The following is a 23,884-nucleotide window of genomic DNA, read 5'->3' as shown; positions in this document are numbered from 1 at the left end:
GCGGTTGCCCACTCCTTCGTTCCTATCTCCCCTTGCGGGGAAGCGGTCACCATTACTGATGCCGTGTATGGGGGTGCATATACGCTTATTTTTCCCAAAAGTCAATACTGTAAATGCGGTAAATATTTGAGCATCAGAGCTACAACTTTATGAAAATCTTCGCAGGATAACCTTGGAACGGTACGTGAGCAACTTAAACGACTTACAGAAACTGTTGTGACATAATTGCAGATAATCCATGCTTTTTTATTCTCTATGGGAGATTGTATTGGATACGCAGCGGGATTATTGGGTTGTGATTTCGTTGAAAAAGGTAAAACTGTCACATTTCCATATAATTTTGCATTCTTAGAAAGCACTAAAACAGGCCGCTTTTTCCAAAATTCAGGGAGTATCGAATCATGAGGAAAATCGCACCAAAAAACTTGCCTGATGCGTGGTGCCGATTTGATTCGTGGTTTTATATGAGGTGGTTTTTCGTAAGGCGCATTTAAATCTCTTTCTTTTATACGCTCACGCCATGCATTATGATCATGTTCCATCATAACACATGGTTCTTCAAGTTTGGTTATATCTAAGGAAATAGGTGATAGGGTAGAAGGCTCTGTGTTCTTATCTTCAGCCATAGCAGACCATTTATATTTATTGGTCCCCTCACTTATTATTTTACGGCTTTTCTATCACGAGTTTTTATCAAAATGTTGCTTATAAGTACAGAGAGGTGAAACCATAAAATGGATGTATCTGCTTATTTTTGTCTTTTGAGTACAACGCTAGAGGAGGGATGTTGGTGACTCGTTGGTGTTGGTGGGTTGGTTTGGCGGTGGGTTGGTTTGGCGGTGGGTGGTTTTGGGTGGGGATTGGTGACTGGAGAGTTGTTGGTTAGGGGGGAAGCGATTGGAGAGAACGAGTGAACGCGGTTTCGTTTCTATTTTATGGTTAGAGTTTTTTATTGCTTGAAAGAATGCCTTTTGAAGTAATATAGAGGCTTATAAGGCTGAAAAATAGGCTTGAGACGACATTCCAACCGGCAAATGAAAGAAAAAGAAAGCGTGCGGATGCTTCAGAACAAGAAGGGGGATGAATGTTGTTTAATTGGTTAAGCAGCTGGTTAATGTCTGAGGTTTTTCTCACTGCGCTTAAACCACAACTGAGGGGAGCAGCCCAAAAGCCATATTCAACACCCGCATGATAAATGGCTAAAACAAGGCTGATGCACATTAAGACAAAAACACACAAAAATAAAAGTTGTACCCAAGCAGTTATGCGAAAAAAATATGCCCCAAAACCTGCTAAGAGCAAAAAGGGTATGGCACCATAATAGGGAAAACGCTCTATGAGACACAAATCGCAAGGAAGATACCCTCCGAAATGTTCAAAACCAAGGGCAATACCTATTGTGGCAGACAAGCAAAAAGCGAGAAAAAAAGCCCATAAACTTTGTTCTTTTCTGCTGGGTTCAAGATGAAGGTGCTTATGTAAAAGTGGGTGAGAAGACAAAACGCATGCCATTAAGTCTGTTCCTTATAAAAGCTTCCTGTTTAAAAAAGCTATGAAAATCCCATAAATTAAAAGGAGGCTAACACAACCAATGAGAACAATCCATTTGAAATGCTGTACTAGAAAATTCATTGCTTTTTGTCCAAAATGTTTAATCAGCCACGCGAGAAGATAAAAACGAGCGCCTCTAGAAAAAATACAAATAAGCATGAAAAGTTCAAGACGTACACTCATTACACCGGCCAAAATTGTGACAATCTTGATGGGGGGAAGATGAAAAAAACCTGATGTTATCAGTAAAATGATTAGAAATTGCAGGGTTGCACTATTTTTCAGAGATTCAAAACTTTCAACCTTACCATAAATTTCTAAAATAGGTTTGGCAAGGGTATCATAGGCAAAATGTCCGATAAACCAACCGGCAATGCCTCCTAATACAGAACAGATCGTCGCAATCAAAGCATAGCGATAAACCCGCTTTTGATGGATAAGAAGCATCGGAATATATAAAACATCTATGGGAATTGGAAAAACAGAACTTTCAATAAAGGCAATGAAACCAAGCCAGTGTGGTGCTGTACGCCGATTTGCTAAAGAAATCGTCCAAAGCTTTAATTTGTTTAATATCATGAGGCTTTTTATAAGTTTAAGAGGTAAAGACTTTACAAATGAGATTGCTATAAATCCGGTAGAGAAATCCAATAAAGAAAATATTCCATAAAATAGATAAGAAAATGATATGAATTCTTAAAAAATGAGAAGTCTTCTGTTGACGAATCTGTGCTTCTTCATATAGTGCAAAGGAATAATCGACAAGTCTGTCTTTTATAGTCCTGTCTTTTATAAAAGTGTGCGGGTGTGGTGGAACTGGTAGACGCGCCAGACTCAAAATCTGGTTCCGAGAGGAGTGTCGGTTCGAGTCCGACCACCCGCACCACTTCATAAATGTTTCCCTTTATCCTGTTATGGCGCATCGCTTTGGTTTATAGAACATGGGGGGTATAAAACATGGGGGGGGGTTATAAAACATGGGATTTATAGACCGTGTTCAATGTTTTGCATGTTGAATGAAAAACCTCGAATACCGTAGGATTCTCTCATTTCAAGTCTGCTTATAGTAAATCAACCAAAATCATGTCGCTCGTACGTTACAAGCTAGATGAGCTCGCGTGGAGTGAAATTTTACAAAAAATGAATAAAAATGCCTCTTATGCCGTTTCAAGGGCATCATTGGAGGTAAAGTGTATGATGGATGGTGCCAGCTTGCACTTTTATGAAGTGTAGAGATGGTGCTCTATAGATTTTATATTCTTGTAGGTGCTGTCGCAAAATGGGCTTGAGGGTTTTGAGAGATGTTTCTTTAAAACACGCATGTGCATTGGCAACCAAAGTGTCTTGAATTTGAGTGTGTTTGGTTTGAAGCGTTGTCGTATGACATGAGGGGCGTGATCGCCAAAAAGATATGTGAGCAACAAAAGCATGAGGCAATGCGTAATCTCCACTCTTTAAAAGACAGAGTTTTAGAGGTTTAAAAAATAGTGCTTTAGAGGCTTTTGAAAGTTGTAAAGCAGAGGGAAATGGTAAGGTTGGAAATTGGTTTTTTACCTTGACAACTTCATGTTCTCTCCAAATGAAGCTGTCTCCCCGTTACAGAAATTACATAAACAGAAAACCGCAATATCCTTTCTCCACTCTGGCATACAATAGCTGTAAAATACGGTCGTTTGAAGTGTGGTAATATAGGGCATACTTCCTTGAAACGTTACAGTATTTTTTCGCTGTGTGTTGAATATTCTTCAGTGTGTTTGTCTTGCTTTAGGCTTAAGGGCATTCCATGAGGAGGAGCCCAGAGAAGCTCGCCCAAGATCCCCCTAAGAGTCCCCAAGAGTTTTTGTGCTTTTATAAACGGACATGGTGTTTTAAAATGGGTGTTTTAAAATGGGTTTTTAGAATCTTTATCCTTTAAGAGCGGGGAGGCCAAGTCAACATCATCCTATAAAACTGCAATTGATGCACAATATCCATATTTCTTTTAAAGAAATATCTCTTAAATACCGGCTCTCATTTATTTTACGATGGCGCCCAGTGGTATGGTGGTAAAGCTTTTATATATTCCCAATGCACAACATGAAAGGCTGAGAGGATAGAAGCTTGCTTTAAGAGAGGGAGAGGTTGGATTGTTTCGTGATTATTTGTTTACAGTTTAGTACTGGTTTTTAGAATCTACGTCTTTTTAGTGCAAAGGGGCATTAAAAAACCCCGTTTTTAACAGGGTTTTTTAATCGTTCAATTTTTCTACAAAACTTAGAATTTATAAGCGATACCAAAGCGAACATCATGCGTTTGAGAAGAGATTTTAAGGTTATCGTTTGCAAATTTCTTTTTAAAAAAATCTGAATAACGATATTCTGTACGCATGATGATATTATCTGTCATTGCAAGATCAAAACCACCACCAACAGTGTAACCAAACATTGTTTTTGTCTCATCTAACACATTGCCAGAAGCAAAAATTGTCGAATCTTCTTGCGATTTTGATAAAAGTGACATGATATATTGCATCTGTCTATAGGCTATACCCCCTGCAATATAAGGCATAAGACGATGGGAAGCAAACCCAATACGCGCGCGCGCGGCACCAGACCATGTTTCTTTCAATGTTACACCGCTAACAACAATGTCACCATGGTTGGGTATCGTTTCATCCTGAGCGGCAGGTTTTATGATAGGAATTCCAGCTTCTTCAAAGGCAATGTTAATGGAGTCTAATTTATCTAGAATTTTCTTTCCATTGTCTGTTTGGGTACTTTTCTTCCCAGACCAAACCATGTCCGTATCAAAACCGAAAACAAGATCTCCCAGATCAATATTAGAACCTGCATACAAACCTGCTCTCAATCCTGATAGTTTCGGTGATAAATCTCTATCAACCAAAGCCCATTTTCCGTCCCTAGCTTCTTGTGCGTAATTTAGAGTATTTTTATTGGAAAAATATCCAATTTGTCCTCCAAAATAAAAACCAGACCAAGAAAAAGGCGCAGAAACAGTAACCGGTGAAATACGTGATGATGAATCATTTTGCAATGAAACCTTCGGTTTTGATTGCTCAAAGATTACCGTATCTGCTGCTTGCGCTGTTGAAGCGGTAATGAAAGTGAAAATAGATAGTGCAATTAAACATTTTGTTTTCATAAAAACGTCCCCAATTCATTTAAAATACAAAGCGCATTATACACGAATTGGTTAAAGAAATCTATATTTAATATCATTATGAAAATTAAAATACTCAAAAACTCTATAATTATCCATATTTAAGTGTTCTTAAAACTTGTTTTCATGCTATTATCCCGCGTTTGTATTGATTTTTCAGGATTTTTTATATACGCCTCTTCAGTGTTCTCTGTGTTTTAGAAAAAAATATAATATAGTAAACAGGCTTTTTATTTGTTTAAAAAATATTATTTTATATATATTAAAAGCACTCTTTGTTATTAAGTGTTAAATATATTATCCACTATGATTGATATCAAAGTGCTTAATATTCAATTGGTCGTAAAAAATGCATATTGGCACCATCATATTCTTTATCGTATTCTTTGCTTGTTTCTGATATTGCGTAGCTTTGTATGGCGATAGCCTTTTGAGCACTTAAGGGGATGAGCGACTTTATTTCTTTTTTATCTATACGCTACTTTTTCTTATGACAATCCAAGCGAATAGTTTTGATTGATTGAATGGAATACGAAAAATAAGAAGGAGCAGAGGGCGAGAATCTCAAGTTTCAAGAGGTTTCTCATGTGCCATGTAAAATGATAAACTTTCCGTTCGCTTAAAGACGGAACGTGGATGAGAGCCTAAAAACTGAATGTCGTTGGCTATTTTAAAGAGATTAGCGCGTGCATTCAGGTTTTTGTGGAAATGGGTGAGGGCGCCATAAGGGGCAAATGCCTCAAATTTCTTGCGAGCTGTCAAGGATATCACGTCAGAGAGTGAATTGTTTCAGCAAAGGTCAAAACCTTTCAGTGCATCGAATTTTGTTCCAACAGCTGTTCCTCTATTGAGCACCTCTTTTCCGCTTCATAAAGGAGACATTTTTCAATGTTTCTAAACCCATTTCACGACGGTGGTTCGTGAATGATATAATGATAAATCTATTGAGCACCTCTTTTCCGCTTCATAGAGGAGACATTTTTCAATGTTCCTAAACCCATTTCACGACGGCGATTGTGAATGATATAACGATAAATCTATTGAGCACCTATCTTCACGCTTCATAGAGGAGACATTTTTCAATGTTCCTAAACCCATTTCACGACGGTGGCTCGTGAATGATATAATGATAAATCTATTGAGCACCTCTTTTCCACTTCATAGAGGAGACATTTTTCAATGTTTCTAAACCTATTTCACGACGGCGATTGTGAATGATATAATGATAAATCTATTGAGCACACTCTTTCACGCTTCATAGAGGAGACATTTTTCAATGTTTCTAAATCCATTTCACGACGGTGGCTCGTGAATGATATAATGATAAATCTATTGAGCACCTCTTTTCCGCTTCATAGAGGAGCAAGCCGGTGCCATTACTATATTTGCCAGTTCGTGGGTGTTGTGACAGTCCTCTCCACAATGTTGTGACAGGCCCCTTTGGCCGTTGTGACAGTCCTTGGCACTTGAGGTGGTTCATTAGAGGCGTTTTTCCTTATCTTATACAATTTCTATCCATACATTCATTCCGTTTGTGATGTGCTAGTCAGTGATTTTGATTGATGCAACATGGGACAGATTTAAAATGAGAAAATCTTACGGTATTTAGGATTCTCATTCAATATGGATAACGCTAGATTATTATTATAAATCAATACATTATCTCATTGAGATAAGAGTTATCTACCCAATGTTATCAATAATGATAACATTGTAAGCGTAACTACTATGAATTCATTAATCTTTTTTACTTCGATTGAAATTATGTCTATTAATACTGATTTTTTTGAGCTAATTCTTTTTGGTTGATAGCTAATTAATTTTTAAAATCAAGACGTGAAGCTAGAATGAAAAACACCTTACGGTCATATCCATTTAAATCACTTTCTGCCAGTATAGCCATTGGGTGTTGAGCCATGACTATCCATTTCTTTCCAAAACCGTTGTGCCTTTTAAGTACAATATAAGCAACATAAGCAACAAAACCACCCATAGCATAAATGCGGACCAGAGCCTAAAATGAACGCTGTGGGTAATGGTTATCGGTCATCATCGGGGTGTTTACACCCCGATCTTTTGACAGAACGATTTGTTTTAAGACGTTTGCATCTTTTTTAGTGGGTTGTTTATTGGGGAGCAATCATCTTTTTGGGATCAACTAATCGGTCATAATCCTCTACAAAAACACCTGCTTTTAATGCTTCGGTGCGCAAAGTTGTATCATTTTTATGCGCTGCTTTGGCAATTTCAGCAGCTCTTTCATAGCCAATTTCTGGTGCTAGAGCTGTGACTAACATGAGTGAGCGCTCCATGAGCGAGTGAATATGAACGCGATTGGCCCGTAATCCTTGGATGCAATGCATATCAAAAGAACGCATGCAATCACCAAGAAGGGTAATTGATTGTAAAACGTTATAGCCAATAACAGGTTTATAAACGTTGAGTTCAAAATGTCCTTGGCTTGCGGCAAAGGTTACGCTGGTGTGATTACCAAAAACTTGGCATGCGACCATGGTTAAGGCTTCACATTGTGTGGGGTTGACTTTGCCGGGCATAATAGAAGATCCGGGTTCATTTTCAGGAAGACTGAGTTCCCCTAAACCAGAACGTGGACCAGAGCCTAAAAACCGAATGTCATTGGCAATTTTAAACAGATCAGCAGCGAGAGCATTCAAGCTTCCGTGGAAATGCGCAAGGGCGCCATGATGGGCAAGTGCTTCAAATTTATTGCTGGCAGTTTGGAACGTTACTCCTGTGAGAGTGCTCACTGTTTGCGCAAAAGCAACGTCAAAACCTTTTGGCGCATTCAGCCCTGTGCCAACAGCCGTGCCACCTTGAGCAAGCATGTGGACATCGGTTAGAGCATTTTCAATGCGCTGACGATTGGCTTCTAATGCGGCACGATAGCCTGAAAACTCTTGCCCTAAGGTTAAAGGTGTTGCATCTTGCGTGTGGGTGCGACCGATTTTAATGATGTCTGCAAATTCTTGCTCTTTTTGTTTTAATGTCGCAATAAGAGCTTCAAGGATTGGCAATAAGTGTTGGCGTGTTTGCAACGTGGTGGCAATGTGAAGCGCCGTGGGAAAGGAATCGTTCGATGATTGGCTCATATTGACATGGTCATTGGGATGAACTGGTTTTTTGCTTCCAAGTTTTCCTCCCAAAATCTTACTAGCACGATTAGCAATGACTTCATTGACATTCATATTGCTTTGTGTGCCAGAACCTGTTTGCCAGACGGACAGTGGAAAATGCTTATCAAAATCGCCAGCAAGCACTTCATCAGCGGCGGCAATAATTGCTTTTCCAATATTTTCTGGTAGTTTTCCTTTGCCCATATTTACAATCGCTGCTGCTTTTTTGACAAGGACTAAGGCATAGATGATGGCAAGAGGCTGCTTTTCACTGCCAATATTAAAATTATGCAGAGAACGTTCAGTTTGTGCGCCCCAATAACGATCTTGACGTACCGAAATCGTTCCAAAGCTATCCGTTTCCTGACGTGTTTCAACCATGATAAGATCCTTTTTTGTTCACGGGTTCTCAAAAAAGATAGATAACGCGAAAGTGCAATAAGAGGCAAGACTTTGAAGCTTCATTTAGAGAAATTATTTTTATGGCTATTCTTGACATTGAGAGATGCCGATTTTATATCTAACACATGCTAGCACTCGTAGTTTGAGAGTGCTAGCAAGAACTTTTAAGATTAATGCAATTATGTTCAGTTTTAAGGATTTAAAACATGGCTAATATACAATTCCGCCCACTTCACGACCGTGTCGTTGTCCGTCGGGTTGAATCTGAAAATAAAACGGCTGGTGGGATTATCATCCCTGATACAGCAAAAGAAAAACCCCAAGAAGGCGAAGTGATTGCTGTTGGCAATGGCGCTCTCGATGATAACGGAAAGCGCGTGCCTTTAGAAGTCAAAACAGGAGACCGTATTTTGTTTGGAAAATGGTCTGGAACTGAAGTCAAGATTAATGGGGAAGATCTCCTCATCATGAAAGAATCTGACATTATGGGAATTATGGGCTAATTGAAGCACTTAGTTTTTCATTGTGTACTATTTTGAGAAAACTCCAAGGAGAAATTAAATGGCTGCTAAAGAAGTCAAATTTGGCCGTGAAGCGCGTGAGCGTTTGTTGCGCGGTGTCGACATCCTTGCTAATGCTGTTAAGGTGACACTCGGCCCTAAAGGTCGCAATGTGGTGATTGATAAATCATTCGGTGCACCTCGCATCACAAAAGATGGTGTATCCGTTGCAAAGGAAATCGAACTGGAAGATAAGTTCGAAAATATGGGTGCACAAATGTTGCGCGAAGTTGCTTCTAAAACCAATGATATCGCTGGTGATGGAACAACAACAGCAACTGTTTTAGGACAAGCTATTGTGCAAGAAGGTGTTAAAGCTGTTGCTGCAGGCATGAACCCAATGGATTTGAAGCGTGGGATTGATGCTGCTGTTGAAGAAGTGGTGGCAAACCTCTTCAAAAAAGCAAAAAAAATTCAAACTTCAGCAGAAATTGCACAGGTGGGAACAATTTCCGCTAATGGCGCTGCTGAAATCGGTAAAATGATCGCTGATGCTATGGAAAAAGTGGGCAATGAAGGCGTCATTACCGTGGAAGAAGCTAAAACCGCTGAAACGGAATTAGAAGTCGTTGAAGGAATGCAATTTGACCGTGGGTATCTTTCCCCTTATTTTGTCACAAATGCTGAGAAAATGGTCGCTGATCTTGATGATCCTTACATTCTCATTCACGAAAAGAAATTGTCTAATTTGCAATCTCTTCTTCCTGTGCTTGAAGCTGTTGTGCAATCTGGAAAACCACTTCTCATTATCGCTGAAGATGTGGAAGGTGAAGCTTTGGCAACGCTCGTTGTCAACAAATTACGTGGTGGTTTGAAAATTGCTGCTGTAAAAGCTCCTGGATTTGGTGACCGTCGTAAAGCAATGTTAGAAGATATCGCTATCTTGACATCTGGACAGGTTATTTCTGAAGATGTGGGCATTAAACTTGAAAATGTCACTTTGGATATGCTTGGACGTGCAAAGAAAGTGAATATTTCTAAAGAAAACACCACCATTATTGATGGTGCTGGACAAAAGAGCGAAATTACTGCTCGCGTCAATCAAATCAAGGCTCAGATTGAAGAAACAACTTCTGACTATGACCGTGAAAAATTGCAAGAAAGACTTGCTAAACTCGCTGGTGGTGTTGCTGTTATCCGTGTGGGTGGTGCAACAGAAGTTGAAGTGAAAGAAAAGAAAGACCGTGTTGATGATGCTTTGAATGCAACACGTGCTGCTGTTGAAGAAGGTATTGTTGCTGGTGGTGGTACCGCATTGTTGCGTGCAGCAAATGCGTTGACCGTTAAGGGAAGTAATCCTGACCAAGAAGCTGGTATTAGTATCGTTCGTCGTGCTCTACAAGCACCAGCGCGCCAGATTGCAAGCAATGCTGGTGAAGAAGCCGCTATTATTGTGGGCAAAGTGCTGGAAAATAATGCTGACACTTATGGTTATAATACCGCCACGGGTGAATTTGGTGATTTGATTGCTTTGGGAATTGTTGATCCTGTGAAAGTTGTGCGTTCTGCTCTTCAGAATGCGGCTTCAATTGCGAGCCTTCTGATCACAACAGAAGCAATGGTTGCTGAAGTTCCAAAGAAAGATACACCAATGCCTTCGATGCCTGCTGGTGGAATGGGTGGAATGGGCGGAATGGATTTCTAAGCTCTTTTCCATAGACGTAATAAAGAAACGGGTCTTCTGTGCCCGTTTTTTTATGCTTTTTCACGTTTCATACAGTTTTTCCTTTTATGACAGTTTCTTTATCTTATAGGATTGTTCTACTCTCCTCTGGTTGATCTACCGTCATTGTGAATGAAGCTCACTCTTAATCCATAGCTTTTTCTCTTGTTTTTATGAAATGTTTCTATTGTGTGGGGATCGTGGTTTCCTTTGAAAATATTGTGCTAATAAAAATATAACTCTTTGATTTATAGTCATTTATTCCTAATACAGTTCTATTTTTTCATTTTAGGTTTATGTATGCACCGTTAAAAAATCCTGTGTTTGTGCTTCATAAGGTGAGAGGTCACTACGGTTTTATGAACCAACGCAATCATTAAAAGTCAGTAGTTAAGAAGAGTCAGTAGCTAAGAGTTAGTACCTATTGAGCGTTGGAAAGACAGAGTTGAAAAGAGCATGATGGGGCTGGTTTGTTTTTTTATGAATAAGATGCTGGTATTTCAAGCTTTTGCATAGGAGAATAAGCCTCTCTCTGTTTCGTTGATCTCTGAAATGGGGAGACTGCTCCATTTGAGAAGCTTAAAGATAAAAGCTAATTTTTCGCCTTGCTCTCATCTTTTTTCGGTAAGCTCATCACCTAAACTGGAGCCAAACCCATGTTGTTATACTCAAGTTCTGTTTGTTGCCTATATTGTGACAGAAAATTCTTGAGTGGGGAGCAATTTTTGAACTAAGGGGACCATGACAGGTAGCCGAAAAAAATCATTACGAGACAGTAGGCGCGCTTGTTTTAGAATTTTTAATGCTTCTGATGATAAAGGCACGCGAAATTCTGTTGTAGCCTCATGCCTTCTTTTCATATTTTCGAACCAAGGATTTTCCATATATTCTCTTCAACTTGACCTTTATGCATAGAACATAAGGGCATTGGGAGGCAGGGCATTGGGAGGCAGGGCATTGGGAGGCAGGGCATTGAGGAGGCAGGGCATTGGGAGGCAGGGCATTGAGAGGGTGGAAATTGAGAGGCAGGGCATTGGGAGGCAGGGCATTGAGAGGGTGGGAATTGGGAGGCATGGCATTGGGAGGCAGGGCATTGAGAGGCAGGGAATTGGGAGGGTGGAAATTGAGAGGCAGGGCATTGAGGAGGCAGGGCATTGGGAGGCAGGGCATTGGGAGGGTGGGAGGAGCCGGCTTGCTTTTTTATTCAACGTAAAGATGAGAAGTTTTATGTAAGGCTACCATTACATTGCTTGTTTATGCGCTTCTTTAAAAGAAATGTCTTTTAATACAAATTCTTGGCAATGCTATTTATGAAGAGTATAAAATCATTTGGATATCAATAGTTTATTAAAAAAATGTACGTTGGTATGATCCTTTTCTTATGTTACCAAAGTTGCTGACTTACGCGTTGGTTAAAAATCTCTCTTCATGCCCTTAAATTCATTTCATGAAAGCGTTTGTGAAGAGCACGACGTTTGTGAGGCGTGTAAAAATTTCTCGTGAGACGTGAAAAAATCATCAATAAAATCTCCGTGTTTTCAAAAAATAACGAATGGCTTTTTATATTTTAAAAAAAGATTTAATACGTCTCACGTTTTTTATTTATTTTAGAGCTGAATATTCGATTTTTGTGTAAAAATACTTCCCAGCACATCTATGATCCGTGAAAAATCAAGTGCTAATAAGAAAATGATGAATATAATCCACTTCGTATAGCGTGACATCATTTTTACACTTTTATACGTTGTGATGATTTCTTGTAGGATTTCTTTTTCCTTTTCTGTAAGCTCTGTTTTTTTTCTAGCCATGTTTCCACCCACACAAGCCTTCCCCTTGTTTGTTATGCTTTAAAATATCTCTTGCGAGATTTGAACTGATGATATTGAGATCTTTTTTGTCTAAATAAATGGGCATCCAACCAACGCAAGAAAAAGGCTCATTGATTGTTTTTATCGCGCAACCAGTGAGTAAGAGCAGCGCGTACATCAGCATCACTTTTTTGATTAATTTCATTTTCCACCTCTAGCCGTGTTGTTGATGACTTTAGCGTTTTTTCTATTTGCTTTTGTTGTTCAACCTTCTTTCCAAGAGTGAAAGCTTTTGCTAAAGCGATAAAAAAAGCGGTCAGAGCCGCTCCTGTTATCATCAGATTTTTTTTCAACCACCACATCATAAGCGCTGCTCCCGAAACCGTTTTGCCACAAAGAAAATGCCAACGCAGGCGGCTAAAACCATAATGGTTGCCAATGCCCATTGGATGGGACCATTGCCTGCCAATAAGCCCCAAAGTCCAGAAAAAGAACCAATAATCGGTGTAAGCGCTTCTGCTTTGAAAAATCCCATGGGTGTTTGCGTTTCTACGGTTTGGTAGTTGGGAGAAACATAAGCCCCTTTTGCCCATAATCCCGATTCTGCTGCACGACGGTGCACTAAACCGTGAAGACGTTTTCCTCCTGCTTTAGTCCACTTTTGTAACTCAGCAGGGACGGCTTCATATTCGCCATTATTGAGTTTTTTGAGCAGGGTCGAATTACAAAAAGCCGATGTTCCTATATTATAGCAAAACGATACGAGCGCGGCGAATTGTTCATCCGTTAAGGAAACCCGCACATGTTTTTCAACGGTATTCTCAAATTGTCTTAAATCTTGAGAAAGAACTTCTTCTGCTTGTTTTTCAGTAATGATCATGCCCTTGTGAACGAACGGTTTGCCAGCCGTGCTGGTATGACCATAGCCGATTGTCCACACCCCGATGGCATCTTTATAGGCATGTAAACGCAATCCTTCCCATTGTTTAATGAGTGCAAGCCCTGCTTTAGATATTTTTCTCATTTGCTTCTCCATAAAATAAAGCCTCACGTTAACGTGAGGCTGGTTGACAGATTAAAAATGAAATTTTTCACGCTTCAAAAACAGAAGAGATGTGAAATTTTTATGAAATCAAAAGGTTGGTTGTGACATCTTAGGGAATGGGGATAATGGTTGGCTAAGAGGGGTAATGGTTGGGCAAGTGGGGTAAATAGTTGGGTAAGAGGGGTAAATAGTTGGGCAAGAGGGATAATGGTTGGCTAAGAGGGATAAATAGTTGGGCAAGAGGGGTAATGGTTGGGCAAGAGGGGTAATGGCTGGCAAAGAGGGATAATGGTTGGGCAAGAGGGGTAATGGTTGGCAAAGAGGGGTAAATAGTTGGGCAAGAGGGGTAATGGTTGGCAAAGAGGGGTAAATAGTTGGGCAAGAGGGGTAATGGTTAGGCAAAGAGGGGTAATGGTTGGGCAAGAGGGGTAATGGTTGGCTAAGAGGGGTAAATAGTTGGGCAGGTGTTTTCCGTTAAGAGAGGTTGTTGATTTTAAGACCTTGTCCTGGTGTTTTTGATGGAGCTTTCTTGGTGCGGGCGGTTGTTTGGTTGATGCACGATAAGCGTGGTCTATTGCGGTTGTTTGGTCGTATGGCATTGATGTGGGGGTGTTTGAGATACGAAGTGGATACTCTCAGAAAAACAAGACATATGCTTTTACTGAAGACGAAAGCATTAAATATTTTATGTATCAAGCGTTTTGCTTATCCAAATAGTCTCATTATTACAAAGAGCTTTGGGCTAACAAGAGCTTTGGAATTTTGATGCAATTTTAAGAGGGGATGGTTTTTATAGGACAATGGTGCTTTTTCTTTAAGAGGAAAGTTGTTTGCTATTTTTGTTTTATGAGCGCAAAAGCTGGTTTGCTTAGAGAAATCTTAGCTGTAAAGCAGCCTCTCTGCGTCCTTTGATGAATAGGAATATGGAAAAAGCCTCAATTACATCGATAAAGATTTGTATTCAGTGAGCCTTTTTTGGTGGGAGGAAACAGAAACAGTTTTTCCTTCTGTTGTTCTTAAGTTTTTTTCAAATCTCTCTCTCAGGGTTTCACCTTTTTTGTTTACTGTTTCATGTTCAGCATCCGGATTGGCTTTTAAATAGTGTTCTAGACGTCTTCTTCCTTGTGTGTGTTTATAAAAAGTGGTTGGAAGATAGGAATCTAACTTTTCAGCAGATAAAGATGAATTTTGTTCACATAATGCACCCTTAACATTATCTTTGTGCAATCTTGCTAATTTATCAGATTCAAGATGAAGCTTTTTGGCAAGGCTTAAGCTGAACATCCCACATTCAGAAGAGCTTCGCTGAATATCCATTTCTGCCGTGGTAAAAGAATAAGGAGGCAGTTGAAGACATTGAAGGGTTTGATTTATTTTTATCCCTAGTTTGCAAGCTGTGATATTCTGAAATGTTGTAGGTTCAAGCATAATCAAAGAGATTTTGTCATCAACTTTTTGATAATCAAGGACGGCAAAGTGGATTTTGCTTCCCGAATTTACTATAAATCGGGCAGATTTTGCGTCGCTCTCAACGACTTCTTTTAGTGCGTGCGAAAACTCTTCTGCTGTAAGAGCCAATTTGAGATTCATGTCTGGATATTTGCTGTTTGCTTTTTCTACGAGAGCCGGCATCAATCTAATATCTGTGTTTTCATAATAAGCGTTAATCCAACGGCCGGTGACGAGATCATCTTCTAAGCCTGTAATAATATCTTTTAATTCGTCAGAACTTGGTGCAACATGTTCTTCTTCTGTTTGGATGGAACTTTGCATCAAACGTGCAATAAGGTCTTCTAAGGATTCATTTGCACTTGCCCCTTCTGGTGTTTGTGAGGAATGAGGGAGGGAAGAATCTTGTGGCTTCATACTATTAGCCTCCATATTGATAATTGGTAGAAAATAATATTTTCTTCAATTCTGGCTAAACAATGTTTGCAGGAAAGATTTTTTAGCTAAAAAAAAACAAAGAGATGAAATCATCTTTATTTAAAAAAAATTTGTTACGAAAAACAAAACCCCACGCTTTTCAGAGTCAAAGGCAAGGTATCTTTTTATCTTTTAAGAGATCACGTTGCTTACTGTTTGCATCTTTATCTCTTTACTTCTTTCAAAGGGAAAAGAAGATTTGCTAACAGCAACTTATATCTTACCGTAAAGCCGCAGAGCTTCATTCTTTGTGGATGTGGAATAGGGCTATGGCAAATGCTTATTACATCATTAGAGATTTGTATTCTGTTGCTCTTTTTCTGTGTTGTGAAACAGAAACAGTTTTTGTCTCTGTTGCCACCAAGCTTCTCTCAAACCTCTCGTTTAGAGTTTCGCCTTTTTTGTTTACTTTTTCATGTGCTGCTTCTGGATTGGCTGTTAGATATTCCCTAAGACGTCTTCTGCCTTGCACGTGTTTGTATAAACGAGCTGGAAGATATGGATCTAATTTTTCAGCAGGTAAAGGCGTGTCTGGTTCACATAACACACCCTTAATATTATCTTTGTGTAGTCTTTCTAATTTTTGAGCTTCGAGATAAAGCTTTTTGGCAAGGCTTAAGCTAAACATTCCACATTCAGAGGAACTGCGTTGAATATCCATTTCTGCCATGGCAAAAGAACAGTTAGACAATTCATGCGCTTTAATGGCCAATTGTGCCCTTAATGCTAGCACTGCTGATTGCATGTTTTTAAATGTTGTAGGTTCAAAAAATATCACGGACGTTTTGTCATCGATAGTTTGATGATCAATTACTGAAAAATGAATTCCTCTATCTTTTGTGTGAATGATAAATCTAGAAGATTTTATGCCTTTTTCGAGTGTTTCTTTTAGTGCAAGGGCAAAGTCGTGAGATGATGCTACCAATTGAAGACGCATTTCAGGATATTTAAGATTTGCTTGTTCTACCAAGGCTGGCATCAGTTTAAGATCTGTACTTGCATAATCAGCTGTAAACCAACGACCCATTAAGATGTCATCTTCTAAACGGGCAACAATATCTTTTAATTCCGCACGATTGAATGGGATATTTCTTCCTTTTTCGCTACTGGGTTGTTCTAAATGTGCAGTAATATTGTCTAATGATACATTTGCATGTGCCCCTTCAGGTGCACTTGCTCCTTCTGGTGTTTGTGAGGAATGAGGGAGGGAAGAATCTTGTGGCTTCATACTATTAGCCTCCATATTGATCATCGATAGATGATATTATTTTCTTCAATTCTGGCTAAACAATGTTTGCAGGAAAGATTTTTTAGCTAAAAAAAAAACAAAGAGATGAACTCATCTTTTTTAATTTTTTTGTTACGAAAGACAAAACCCCACGCTTTTCAGAGTTAAGGCAAGGTATCTTTTGTCTTTGTAAGAGGTAATTGCTTACTTTTTGCATCTTTACTTCTTTCAAAGGGAAAAGAAGATTTGCTAACAGCAACTTATATCTTACCGTAAAGCCGCAGAGCTTCATTCTTTGTGGATGTGGAATAGGGCTATGGCAAATGCTTATTACATCATTAGAGATTTGTATTCTGTTGCTCTTTTTCTGTGTTGTGAAACAGAAACAGTTTTTGTCTCTGTTGCCACCAAGCTTCTCTCAAACCTCTCGTTTAGAGTTTCGCCTTTTTTGTTTACTTTTTCATGTGCTGCTTCTGGATTGGCTGTTAGATATTCCCTAAGACGTCTTCTGCCTTGCACGTGTTTGTATAAACGAGCTGGAAGATATGGATCTAATTTTTCAGCAGGTAAAGGCGTGTCTGGTTCACATAACACACCCTTAATATTATCTTTGTGTAGTCTTTCTAATTTTTGAGCTTCGAGATAAAGCTTTTTAGCAAGGCTTAAGCTGAACATCCCACATTCAGAGGAACTGCGTTGAATATTCATTTCTGCCATGGCAAAATGAATGTTAGGCAATTGGTGATGTTCAATGGATTGTCGCGTTCTTAATGCCAGTAAGGCGGGGAGTGTGTCACGCAGTGAGGTAGGTTCTAAAAATATCAGAGATGTCTTGTCCCCTATGGTTTGATGATCAATGACAGCAAAATGAATTCCCCTATCTTTTGCGTTAACGATCAGCCTAGAAGATTTTATGCCCTTTTCGAGCGTTTCTTTTAGTGAGAGTGCAAAGTCGTCAGGTGTCATTGCAAGTTTAAGATTCATCTCTGGATATTTACGATTTGCTTGATCTACCAAGGCTGGCATCATGTAAAGATCTAAAATATCATAATAATTTTTGATCCAACTGCCATCGGCATTATGTTGTTCTAAACCAGCAACAATATCTTTTAACTCGGCACGGTTGAAAGGAGTGTTTTTTATTTTTTCGATGTTAAGCCGTTCTAAATGTGCAGCAAGAGTGTCTAATGATGCATTTGCATGCGCCCCTTCAGGTGCGCTTGCGCCTTCTGGTGTTTGTGAGGAATGAGGTGGGGGAGAATCTTGTGGCTTCATAATCTTAGCCTCTATGTTGATGATCGATAGGTGATATTATCTTCTTCAATTCTGGCTAAACAATGTTTTGAAAAAAAGCCTTTGCATCTTGAAAGGTGAGGCGATGAGAGCATAATGATGCCGTTTTCATATTTTTATGCGTGTATTGCTCATTATTGCTGTGATGTATGATATTGGTATTTTATGGGGGGATTATTAGGGCGTTCTGTTGGGAGCCCTTAGTGAATACGACTTGTTTTGAAAATCTCAAAATTATGGGGCTGTTGGTGATGCAAATTGGGTGATGCAAAAGAAAACAGTCAGAAAAAGACGAAAGATACCTTCAAACCGTAAAGTTTTAAACATTGTCGCGAGACACACTGTTTATAATAGTCTATAATAATGCGAAAATTTTATGATGAAATCTGGACGCAGAAAACCCCTTACCGCACCTGTCATTAAATACGATTTTTCATATTCTGTCAACCGCAAAACGATTATTTTTCCTTTTTTATCGTGGAAAAAAATCTACAGAAAAAAGCTCATTCATTAGCTATGCAGCAAAATATCTTGTTTTAATGGAAAAGTTTTTGATGTGGCAAAAAACATTTTCTCCTTTGAGAAAGGCGTGGACAAGATGAAGGGAGAATTGTGGTTTTGAAATCCGTGGTATTTTATTGATGAAATTGGGAAGGCGGTGATTGGAAGGTGTTGCGGGGCAAAGCTTTAGGTGTTGGCGATTTGTGGGGGCGATTGGGGTTGTGCTGGCTGTCGTATTAGCGGTGGTGTGATGGGTGGAGGGTTATCGGTGCAGTTGTTGATGAGGGAGAAGATTGTTGGTAGGGGCTTTTTCTTTCCTTTAAGGGTTGATGCTTTTAATTTTGTCAAAGATCAACGGGTTGTTTTAATGATAAGCTATTGATTTATAGTGGATATTTTATCATTATTTATTTTGAATGAGAAACCCAGATTATGCTGAAATAAAAGCCATAGCGTTTGTCCGTCATAAGATCAGGAAAGCCATATAGAATTGTACAAGAAAAGACGTAAAATGACGATAATGAATTGTCTTAAAAGCTAAGGATGTCGCGATATTGGGCGAAGTGTATGATGAGGGTGGTTTGTTACAATGGGGGTAGAGGGGAGAATGTTGCTGTTTTAAAGAGGGGCAAATATTTATCCTGCCCATGCCGTGAATATGCCGTGAATTATTGTCCTTTGAGGCATGGTTAAGTGAGGCATGGGTAGATATAAGGTTAAGTTTCTTTGACAGGTTGAAGTATTTTTTTAAGGGCGTGGTGGATATTTTAAAGCTTGTTTGTTGTGCGCTTTAAGCTTGTTAATTCTATGAAAGGGCAAGCTCAGTGGATCTCAAGTGCACCCTGCCAAAATGGAACTTTATAAAGGAGCTGGTTATAAAGAGGCATGTTATAAAAGGAGGGGGAGAATCTTTATCCTGTGAGGGGGAGGAAACGATGAGTGTTTTTAGCTAAGGCTCTTTGGGGTAGAACTGTCAAAATGTTTATAAAGGGCATCAAGAATAATACGCAACGAACCAACAAGATTAGGCAGCGGTTGATCTTCTATAACAAGATAGTGTAATGCCGCATGAAAGTTGTGTTGACGATGTAGATATTGTGCTTCTTTAATTGCTTCTTGCATATTTTCATAGTGTTCCGTTGCTCTTTGGACCCATTGCTTTTTTGCTTTCTCATCTGATGCGCTGTGTGTAAAACCATCGTAATAACCGTTTGGTAAACCTTTTGCACATAAATAGTCGTTTCTAATTTGCAAGTATTGTTGTGCCGTGTCATATTGCTCTTTACTGATGCCTGATGAAGCCTCTTTATAGCCAAGCAAACAAAGACGCCCAATATAGGTCCCAACAAGCGGATTTTTCGCTTCTTCGAGGCTTAAACCAAAGTGTTTTGCACGCATTTCAATCGCAGATTGAAGCGCAGATTCGCTGGAGCTTTGGGCACGTGAAATACGTCCTTTGGGCTCTCGCTTTCCTGTTATTTTCGGTCTACCGCGTTTTTTACGTATTTTCATGAACTTAACCATTTGAATGAAAAAGAAACTGTCTGTTGATGGGGGACAGTGATGTAAAAAGCACTTGGCGCAAATATTGGGGGAGCAAATACTTAAGAGGGGGAAAATACTTAAAAGGGAGAAAATACTGGGGGGGGAGTGAGCAAATACTGGGAAATATCAGCCGTTGCAGATCAAAAAACAAACGATACTAAAGGCGTTTTAAATGCAAAGAAAAGCAACGGTGTGGGGCGAAAAAATCATCTTTAAAGTGTTTCTTACCTTTTTTATCTTATCCCTATCAGTCTTATCTTCCGCCCCTGTCATGCTTATTTTTTCATGGATAGCGAATTATTTGCTTTTTAAATATTTCTTAACTGTTCTTGAGAGATTGAAGGAAAATTTTTGTCAAATGTGAATGAAAAAATAAGAATGGATTTTAAGGGCATGTCATCGTCTTTCTAATGGGATTATTTGTCTCTTTTTTCACGAGCGCTTTGTGAAAACTTTTCAATTCCACTTTTGAAAGGTCATTGTTTTCTTAAGTTGGGAGCTTGTTATTTGGGTTCTCTTATTTTTTTGTTGGTGGGCGCTTTCCCAAGATATTTGATATACATCACGCTGTTAAGCATACTTTTATCCTTTATAGGAGATATGTTGTCTTCTTTTGAGTGGCAGAGAGCGGCAAAAAGCAAACCTCCGTATCCTATTATAATAGCATAAGATGCTCTATGTTTTCAAATAAAATATCGTTTATCGGCTTAAAATAAACTGTGAATGATCTCGCTATTTGGTTTGGTATTTCCTTTATAAGTATCCTTTATAGAGTATAAAATTTTCCGTTTTAATGGATCTCATCATAAGACGAGGGGATGTCGTTTAAAGGAAAGGATGCATTATCGAAAGAAGCTGTTTTTATAAGAAGAAAATGCCTTTATAAAAAGATGCTTTTATGGGAGATGCCTTGATGAATGTAGGGGCTTTATAAATGTGGGGGCTGTGAGATATTTCATCTTTAATGAAGCCTTTTTAATTAAGAAGCTTTCAAATGAGGATTAAGGTTGTTTGTCGCGCGCTTTTCATACTGGATAATCGGTTGCTTGTTCGACTTTGTGTTGTGTTGCTTTTTAAAGAGCCATGTCTTAGGGCTCTCTTTTGACCATTTCGCAAGGGTGCTCATGAAGGGTATAACGATAAAGTCCCCCAATGAAATCCATATAAAGTTTGAATACTATAAAATCTATTGCACACTTCCATTTTTACGCTTGTGAAGAAGAAAGTCCATAGCATCACACATTTTGCCAGCTCTCATTTTTGCGACAGCCCTTGGCATTTGAGACGCTTCCTTAGAGGCATTTATCATCCTTTCTTAATATTTTACTCTATATGGCTCTTTCTGCTTGTAACGCGCAAGAGACATGGTTTGGATTGGCCCAATATGGAACAGGTTTCGAATAAGATAATCCTATGCTATTTAGGGTTCTCATTTAATGTGCTAAATAATAAATTGTTATAAATCAGTATGTTATTAGTAAAATTTTACACATCATATATTTTTTAGATTGAATATTTTTGCTTGTTGAGTTTTGTGAAACATTGTCTTTTAAGGTGTGGGTCATAGATAAGGAGACACAATAGCGTTTGTGCTTGTAAGCCTGAGAGATTGTATGTTGTCGCGTATAGGGAATTTAAAAAAATAGACTTAAAAAGTCCTATAGCACGGGTTTCATGGTGAAAAGAGTGCTCGATAAATCGGTTTTTCTGGTTGCATGTTTTCAAAGAGTGAGTGGGCATTTTAGAAGTGAGAAAATATCCATATGATCGAAGATAAATCACAACACCAATCTATCCATGAGGGAAATACGGCTTTTGCATCACAGCCAGGGGTGAATCAGTCTGCAGTTTTTAAAAAATGGACGGCTCTCTCAAGAAGAGATTACGTCATCATTTTGTGTTGGGCTATCCCCTTGTTGGTGCTTTTTGCCGCGACTGTCTATATGAGCCCTTTGGAGTTTTTTCACATTATATCTAAAGAACAGCTTCAAGCACTGGAGAAAATGGAACAAGGAGATCTTCGAAAAATGACTAAGGAGATTTTGAAACAGCCTTTTGAAAATAATCCTGCTGTCTTGTTTTTGCGTAACGTAGGATGGAATGGTGTTTGGGCTTGTTTATGTTTCTTACCGCAAATGATTTGGTTTTGTCTTGTGCTGTTCTTTCCATTCTTTTTTGTCTTTAACGCCATCTCTAAACGGGATGTCAAGGAAATGATGAAGCTGTGGGATACATTGCCAGAGCAGCAACAGTTAGACAACCAATCTCTCAACAGAACACAATAGGGAAACGAGAGGCTAATTCTTTTGTAAGGAGTTTTGGAATGTTGATCACAGGAGGGTTGGGTGCTTTCATGTTTCTCGGGGAGATCATGATACTGTTTTCTACCGTCATGACAATCTTTGCACTTTATTATTCGTTGATAAAACGGACAATATTGTTGTTTTGGATGCGGCGCAAATTAAAAAAGGGTGCAGCGCAGAACTTGGGGCATAATCAGGCAGGAGGGAAAGGACAGAATACAGTTTGTGCAATAGAATTAAGCCCCCTTTCTTTTAAAGAATCTTTGGAACTTTCAAGAAAAGATTATTTTATCATCTTTTTTCTAGCCTTCATTGTGATTGTGTCTCTTACAGGTTTGATAGCTTTTTTTTCTTTTCTTATAAAATCTGCGATTGTTTTACACGGTTATATGGTTCTATTGTTTACGGTTGGCATGTTTGTCATGCAGCTGCTGTTGTGGTTCTGGCTATGGATTATTGTTTTTTTACCTGTCATTTTAATTCTCCATAGTTTCCTTCAGTATGGCGTGGAAAAAACAATGAAGAGGTTAGAAACATTTGTTTGAGCAGAGGATAAAAATGATGATTTCATATCAATGCGATAGGGGGGAAAAATGACTATTGTTATAAAATGTTTGGCTGTTTTAGGGATCACCATCATTGCCATTTTAATGGCTATAGTTATGGTCAGGCTTCCTTACCTGTTGATCAAGCATATGAGGTTATCTTTTAAAATCGCTCAAGACTTGAAAAAGAGTACGATGCAACAAAAACAAGCCATACAACAATTGCGCAATGATCAGGGAGAAATGAAAAGACACAATCTTTTGCATAAGACCCTTGATGCGAAAATGCGCTTTCTTAACTTCAAAGAATCTCTGCCTCTTTCTTCAAAAGAATGTAAAATAATCTTTTTTATCTTTGTCCTCTTTTCTGTTTTGCGGGCTGCTTGCTCTATCGCAAATTTGGTATGGTGGAAGAGTGATATGGTCGGCGGGATCATGTCACTGTTGAACGCTTCTCTATGGATTGGATTTCTTCTCTTTTTTCCGATCATTTGGGTGATGTGCATAAAGTTAACAAGAAAATTGAACAAAATACTTCCACAATTGGAAGAAGCAATAAAACAACGCGATCAGGCAATTCGTATGCAGAATGGGCGTGGAGGATAAAATGACGGGTAGTCTTATAACATTAATAGCCATTTCTTTCCTGTTATATATGATCGTAAATATTTTATTGTGGGTGCCAGTTTGGACAATTTGTTACTTGTTTATCAAGCGTGCGAGGCTTTATTGTCGCGTGAAAAAGGAACTGAAATGCGTGCTGAATGAACGCGATATCGCCTTAAAACAGATCTCCCAAAAATAAAAAAGCAGCAGAATGTTTGATAAAAAACAGCTTTCTCTTGTTTGGCAAGACTATAAAAAAATATGCTATCTTTCTACGGTTATAGTGACTGCTCCAATAGTTATAACTGTTGTCGTTAAAATATGGAGAGGGCAGGACTTTGTTTCTCTTGTCGTATTCGAGCCACTAGCATGGATGCTTGCCTGTGTTTTTTTATTCTTACCGATTGTTTTTATTATGCGTTTTATCGTGACCCGTCAGTTGAACAAGATGATACGGCAATTAGAAGAAGAGGTTGAGCAGAAAGGAGCTCCCGTCATATTATACGATGTGAGCGAGGGAAAGTGAGCGAGGGGAAAGTGAGCGAGAGAAAAATGAGCGAGGGGAAAAAGTGAAGAGAGGCTTTTGTTGAGCCTTGCTTTTGACTTGTTCATTAA

The 23,884-nt window shown here is 38.9% G+C and carries 23 protein-coding genes, 1 tRNA gene and 2 pseudogenes; 10 read left to right on the top strand and 16 right to left on the bottom strand.

Annotated elements, in window-relative coordinates:
- Window positions 1–101: 101 nt before the first annotated feature.
- From ACFILA_RS03075 to ACFILA_RS03065, 3 genes are all read right to left on the bottom strand, one after another.
- Complete coding sequence (locus ACFILA_RS03075) at window positions 102–626, bottom strand: type II toxin-antitoxin system PemK/MazF family toxin (protein WP_375660630.1); 525 nt, start codon at window positions 624–626, stop codon at window positions 102–104.
- A gap of 313 nt (window positions 627–939) precedes the next feature.
- A complete protein-coding gene (locus ACFILA_RS03070) occupies window positions 940–1,512 on the bottom strand; it encodes a disulfide bond formation protein B (protein ID WP_375622893.1) in 573 nt (190 codons plus the stop codon).
- 12 nt (window positions 1,513–1,524) lie between these two features.
- The gene (locus tag ACFILA_RS03065) at window positions 1,525–2,130 is read right to left on the bottom strand and encodes a YqaA family protein (protein WP_273790911.1); all 606 of its coding nucleotides are present in this window, start codon (window positions 2,128–2,130) and stop codon (window positions 1,525–1,527) included.
- A gap of 222 nt (window positions 2,131–2,352) precedes the next feature.
- Here ACFILA_RS03065 and ACFILA_RS03060 point away from each other — a divergent pair.
- Window positions 2,353–2,437, top strand: a tRNA-Leu gene (locus tag ACFILA_RS03060).
- 1,367 nt (window positions 2,438–3,804) lie between these two features.
- Here the strand turns inward: ACFILA_RS03060 and ACFILA_RS03055 are convergent.
- The 3 genes and pseudogenes from ACFILA_RS03055 to fumC (ACFILA_RS03045) form a co-directional block, all read right to left on the bottom strand.
- On the bottom strand, window positions 3,805–4,692 hold the full coding sequence (locus ACFILA_RS03055) for an outer membrane protein (protein WP_375660629.1): 888 nt from the start codon (window positions 4,690–4,692) through the stop codon (window positions 3,805–3,807).
- A 645-nt stretch (window positions 4,693–5,337) separates the two neighbouring features.
- A pseudogene (gene fumC / locus ACFILA_RS03050) lies at window positions 5,338–5,553 on the bottom strand (class II fumarate hydratase); the annotation flags it as partial.
- A gap of 1,283 nt (window positions 5,554–6,836) precedes the next feature.
- Complete coding sequence (fumC, locus tag ACFILA_RS03045) at window positions 6,837–8,225, bottom strand: class II fumarate hydratase (RefSeq protein WP_375630964.1); 1,389 nt, start codon at window positions 8,223–8,225, stop codon at window positions 6,837–6,839.
- Between the two features lie 227 nt (window positions 8,226–8,452).
- On the opposite strand from fumC (ACFILA_RS03045), the gene groES reads away from it, so the two are divergent.
- The gene (groES, locus tag ACFILA_RS03040; protein WP_005774667.1) at window positions 8,453–8,749 is read left to right on the top strand and encodes a co-chaperone GroES; all 297 of its coding nucleotides are present in this window, start codon (window positions 8,453–8,455) and stop codon (window positions 8,747–8,749) included.
- Window positions 8,750–8,807: 58 nt separating this feature from the next.
- Entirely contained in the window at window positions 8,808–10,451 is a 1,644-nt protein-coding gene (gene groL, locus ACFILA_RS03035; RefSeq protein ID WP_375660628.1) for a chaperonin GroEL, read from the top strand.
- A 741-nt stretch (window positions 10,452–11,192) separates the two neighbouring features.
- Here the strand turns inward: groL and ACFILA_RS03030 are convergent.
- Window positions 11,193–11,394: pseudogene (locus ACFILA_RS03030) on the bottom strand (integrase); the annotation flags it as partial.
- 47 nt (window positions 11,395–11,441) lie between these two features.
- Here ACFILA_RS03030 and ACFILA_RS03025 point away from each other — a divergent pair.
- Window positions 11,442–11,702, top strand: a complete 261-nt coding sequence (locus ACFILA_RS03025; RefSeq protein ID WP_375660627.1) for a hypothetical protein — start codon at window positions 11,442–11,444, stop codon at window positions 11,700–11,702.
- Window positions 11,703–12,076: 374 nt separating this feature from the next.
- Here ACFILA_RS03025 and ACFILA_RS03020 read toward each other — a convergent pair whose 3' ends face one another.
- The 4 genes from ACFILA_RS03020 to ACFILA_RS03005 are packed head-to-tail and all read right to left on the bottom strand — an operon-like array spanning window position 12,077 to window position 13,301.
- The gene (locus tag ACFILA_RS03020) at window positions 12,077–12,277 is read right to left on the bottom strand and encodes a hypothetical protein (RefSeq protein WP_273790904.1); all 201 of its coding nucleotides are present in this window, start codon (window positions 12,275–12,277) and stop codon (window positions 12,077–12,079) included.
- The gene (locus tag ACFILA_RS03015) at window positions 12,270–12,482 is read right to left on the bottom strand and encodes a hypothetical protein (RefSeq protein WP_273790903.1); all 213 of its coding nucleotides are present in this window, start codon (window positions 12,480–12,482) and stop codon (window positions 12,270–12,272) included. Before ACFILA_RS03015 ends, ACFILA_RS03020 begins: the two co-directional genes overlap by 8 nt.
- On the bottom strand, window positions 12,406–12,642 hold the full coding sequence (locus ACFILA_RS03010; protein WP_273790902.1) for a hypothetical protein: 237 nt from the start codon (window positions 12,640–12,642) through the stop codon (window positions 12,406–12,408). Before ACFILA_RS03010 ends, ACFILA_RS03015 begins: the two co-directional genes overlap by 77 nt.
- Complete coding sequence (locus ACFILA_RS03005; protein WP_375660626.1) at window positions 12,639–13,301, bottom strand: lysozyme; 663 nt, start codon at window positions 13,299–13,301, stop codon at window positions 12,639–12,641. The genes ACFILA_RS03010 and ACFILA_RS03005 overlap by 4 nt, the downstream gene beginning before the upstream one ends.
- A 508-nt stretch (window positions 13,302–13,809) precedes the next feature.
- Here ACFILA_RS03005 and ACFILA_RS03000 point away from each other — a divergent pair.
- Window positions 13,810–14,088 carry a hypothetical protein gene (locus tag ACFILA_RS03000; protein WP_375630970.1) on the top strand — a complete coding sequence of 93 codons (279 nt, stop codon included), beginning with the start codon at window positions 13,810–13,812 and terminating at the stop codon, window positions 14,086–14,088.
- Window positions 14,089–14,261: 173 nt separating this feature from the next.
- Here the strand turns inward: ACFILA_RS03000 and ACFILA_RS02995 are convergent, their stop codons facing one another.
- From ACFILA_RS02995 to ACFILA_RS02985, 3 genes are all read right to left on the bottom strand, one after another.
- Window positions 14,262–15,188, bottom strand: a complete 927-nt coding sequence (locus tag ACFILA_RS02995; RefSeq protein WP_375643300.1) for a YopJ/AvrA family T3SS effector serine/threonine acetyltransferase — start codon at window positions 15,186–15,188, stop codon at window positions 14,262–14,264.
- A gap of 343 nt (window positions 15,189–15,531) precedes the next feature.
- Complete coding sequence (locus ACFILA_RS02990) at window positions 15,532–16,476, bottom strand: YopJ/AvrA family T3SS effector serine/threonine acetyltransferase (protein ID WP_375660625.1); 945 nt, start codon at window positions 16,474–16,476, stop codon at window positions 15,532–15,534.
- Window positions 16,477–16,806: 330 nt separating this feature from the next.
- Window positions 16,807–17,751 (bottom strand): YopJ/AvrA family T3SS effector serine/threonine acetyltransferase, encoded by a 945-nt coding sequence (locus ACFILA_RS02985; protein ID WP_375654358.1) that lies wholly within the window; start codon window positions 17,749–17,751, stop codon window positions 16,807–16,809.
- A 712-nt stretch (window positions 17,752–18,463) separates the two neighbouring features.
- On the opposite strand from ACFILA_RS02985, the gene ACFILA_RS02980 reads away from it, so the two are divergent.
- Complete coding sequence (locus ACFILA_RS02980) at window positions 18,464–18,652, top strand: hypothetical protein (RefSeq protein ID WP_375660624.1); 189 nt, start codon at window positions 18,464–18,466, stop codon at window positions 18,650–18,652.
- A 563-nt stretch (window positions 18,653–19,215) separates the two neighbouring features.
- Here ACFILA_RS02980 and ACFILA_RS02975 read toward each other — a convergent pair.
- Together ACFILA_RS02975 and ACFILA_RS02970 are read right to left on the bottom strand one after the other, a co-directional pair.
- Complete coding sequence (locus tag ACFILA_RS02975) at window positions 19,216–19,782, bottom strand: hypothetical protein (RefSeq protein ID WP_375660623.1); 567 nt, start codon at window positions 19,780–19,782, stop codon at window positions 19,216–19,218.
- A gap of 1,219 nt (window positions 19,783–21,001) precedes the next feature.
- Complete coding sequence (locus tag ACFILA_RS02970) at window positions 21,002–21,124, bottom strand: hypothetical protein (protein WP_375660622.1); 123 nt, start codon at window positions 21,122–21,124, stop codon at window positions 21,002–21,004.
- 454 nt (window positions 21,125–21,578) lie between these two features.
- On the opposite strand from ACFILA_RS02970, the gene ACFILA_RS02965 reads away from it, so the two are divergent.
- The 4 genes from ACFILA_RS02965 (at window position 21,579) to ACFILA_RS02950 (ending at window position 23,795) form a co-directional block, all read left to right on the top strand.
- Complete coding sequence (locus ACFILA_RS02965; protein ID WP_375660621.1) at window positions 21,579–22,100, top strand: hypothetical protein; 522 nt, start codon at window positions 21,579–21,581, stop codon at window positions 22,098–22,100.
- Window positions 22,101–22,138: 38 nt separating this feature from the next.
- Entirely contained in the window at window positions 22,139–22,663 is a 525-nt protein-coding gene (locus ACFILA_RS02960) for a hypothetical protein (RefSeq protein ID WP_273790895.1), read from the top strand.
- Between the two features lie 48 nt (window positions 22,664–22,711).
- On the top strand, window positions 22,712–23,269 hold the full coding sequence (locus tag ACFILA_RS02955; protein ID WP_375660620.1) for a hypothetical protein: 558 nt from the start codon (window positions 22,712–22,714) through the stop codon (window positions 23,267–23,269).
- Window positions 23,270–23,480: 211 nt separating this feature from the next.
- Entirely contained in the window at window positions 23,481–23,795 is a 315-nt protein-coding gene (locus tag ACFILA_RS02950) for a hypothetical protein (protein ID WP_375660619.1), read from the top strand.
- The last annotated feature ends 89 nt before the right edge of the window (window positions 23,796–23,884 follow it).

Source organism: Bartonella sp. CL71SXKL (assembly GCF_042194935.1).
In the GTDB taxonomy this organism is placed as follows: domain Bacteria; phylum Pseudomonadota; class Alphaproteobacteria; order Rhizobiales; family Rhizobiaceae; genus Bartonella.
The sequence above is the reverse complement of the archived record's forward strand: the minus strand, read 5'-3'. Positions and strand labels throughout refer to the sequence as shown.

Excerpts from the sequence above, each read along its gene's own strand:
- groL (WP_375660628.1), top strand. The coding sequence starts at position 8,808 with ATGGCTGCTAAAGAAGTCAAATTTGGCCGTGAAGCGCGTGAGCGTTTG.
- ACFILA_RS02985 (WP_375654358.1), bottom strand. The coding sequence starts at position 17,751 with ATGAAGCCACAAGATTCTCCCCCACCTCATTCCTCACAAACACCAGAA.
- ACFILA_RS03005 (WP_375660626.1), bottom strand. The coding sequence starts at position 13,301 with ATGAGAAAAATATCTAAAGCAGGGCTTGCACTCATTAAACAATGGGAA.
- ACFILA_RS03070 (WP_375622893.1), bottom strand. The coding sequence starts at position 1,512 with ATGGCATGCGTTTTGTCTTCTCACCCACTTTTACATAAGCACCTTCAT.
- ACFILA_RS03020 (WP_273790904.1), bottom strand. The coding sequence starts at position 12,277 with ATGGCTAGAAAAAAAACAGAGCTTACAGAAAAGGAAAAAGAAATCCTA.
- ACFILA_RS03010 (WP_273790902.1), bottom strand. The coding sequence starts at position 12,642 with ATGATGTGGTGGTTGAAAAAAAATCTGATGATAACAGGAGCGGCTCTG.
- ACFILA_RS03055 (WP_375660629.1), bottom strand. The coding sequence starts at position 4,692 with ATGAAAACAAAATGTTTAATTGCACTATCTATTTTCACTTTCATTACC.
- ACFILA_RS02970 (WP_375660622.1), bottom strand. The coding sequence starts at position 21,124 with ATGATAAATGCCTCTAAGGAAGCGTCTCAAATGCCAAGGGCTGTCGCA.
- ACFILA_RS03015 (WP_273790903.1), bottom strand. The coding sequence starts at position 12,482 with ATGAAATTAATCAAAAAAGTGATGCTGATGTACGCGCTGCTCTTACTC.
- ACFILA_RS02990 (WP_375660625.1), bottom strand. The coding sequence starts at position 16,476 with ATGAAGCCACAAGATTCTTCCCTCCCTCATTCCTCACAAACACCAGAA.
- ACFILA_RS02960 (WP_273790895.1), top strand. The coding sequence starts at position 22,139 with ATGTTGATCACAGGAGGGTTGGGTGCTTTCATGTTTCTCGGGGAGATC.
- ACFILA_RS02995 (WP_375643300.1), bottom strand. The coding sequence starts at position 15,188 with ATGAAGCCACAAGATTCTTCCCTCCCTCATTCCTCACAAACACCAGAA.
- ACFILA_RS02950 (WP_375660619.1), top strand. The coding sequence starts at position 23,481 with ATGTTTGATAAAAAACAGCTTTCTCTTGTTTGGCAAGACTATAAAAAA.
- fumC (WP_375630964.1), bottom strand. The coding sequence starts at position 8,225 with ATGGTTGAAACACGTCAGGAAACGGATAGCTTTGGAACGATTTCGGTA.
- ACFILA_RS02975 (WP_375660623.1), bottom strand. The coding sequence starts at position 19,782 with ATGAAAATACGTAAAAAACGCGGTAGACCGAAAATAACAGGAAAGCGA.
- ACFILA_RS03065 (WP_273790911.1), bottom strand. The coding sequence starts at position 2,130 with ATGATATTAAACAAATTAAAGCTTTGGACGATTTCTTTAGCAAATCGG.
- ACFILA_RS03075 (WP_375660630.1), bottom strand. The coding sequence starts at position 626 with ATGGCTGAAGATAAGAACACAGAGCCTTCTACCCTATCACCTATTTCC.
- ACFILA_RS02965 (WP_375660621.1), top strand. The coding sequence starts at position 21,579 with ATGATCGAAGATAAATCACAACACCAATCTATCCATGAGGGAAATACG.
- groES (WP_005774667.1), top strand. The coding sequence starts at position 8,453 with ATGGCTAATATACAATTCCGCCCACTTCACGACCGTGTCGTTGTCCGT.
- ACFILA_RS02955 (WP_375660620.1), top strand. The coding sequence starts at position 22,712 with ATGACTATTGTTATAAAATGTTTGGCTGTTTTAGGGATCACCATCATT.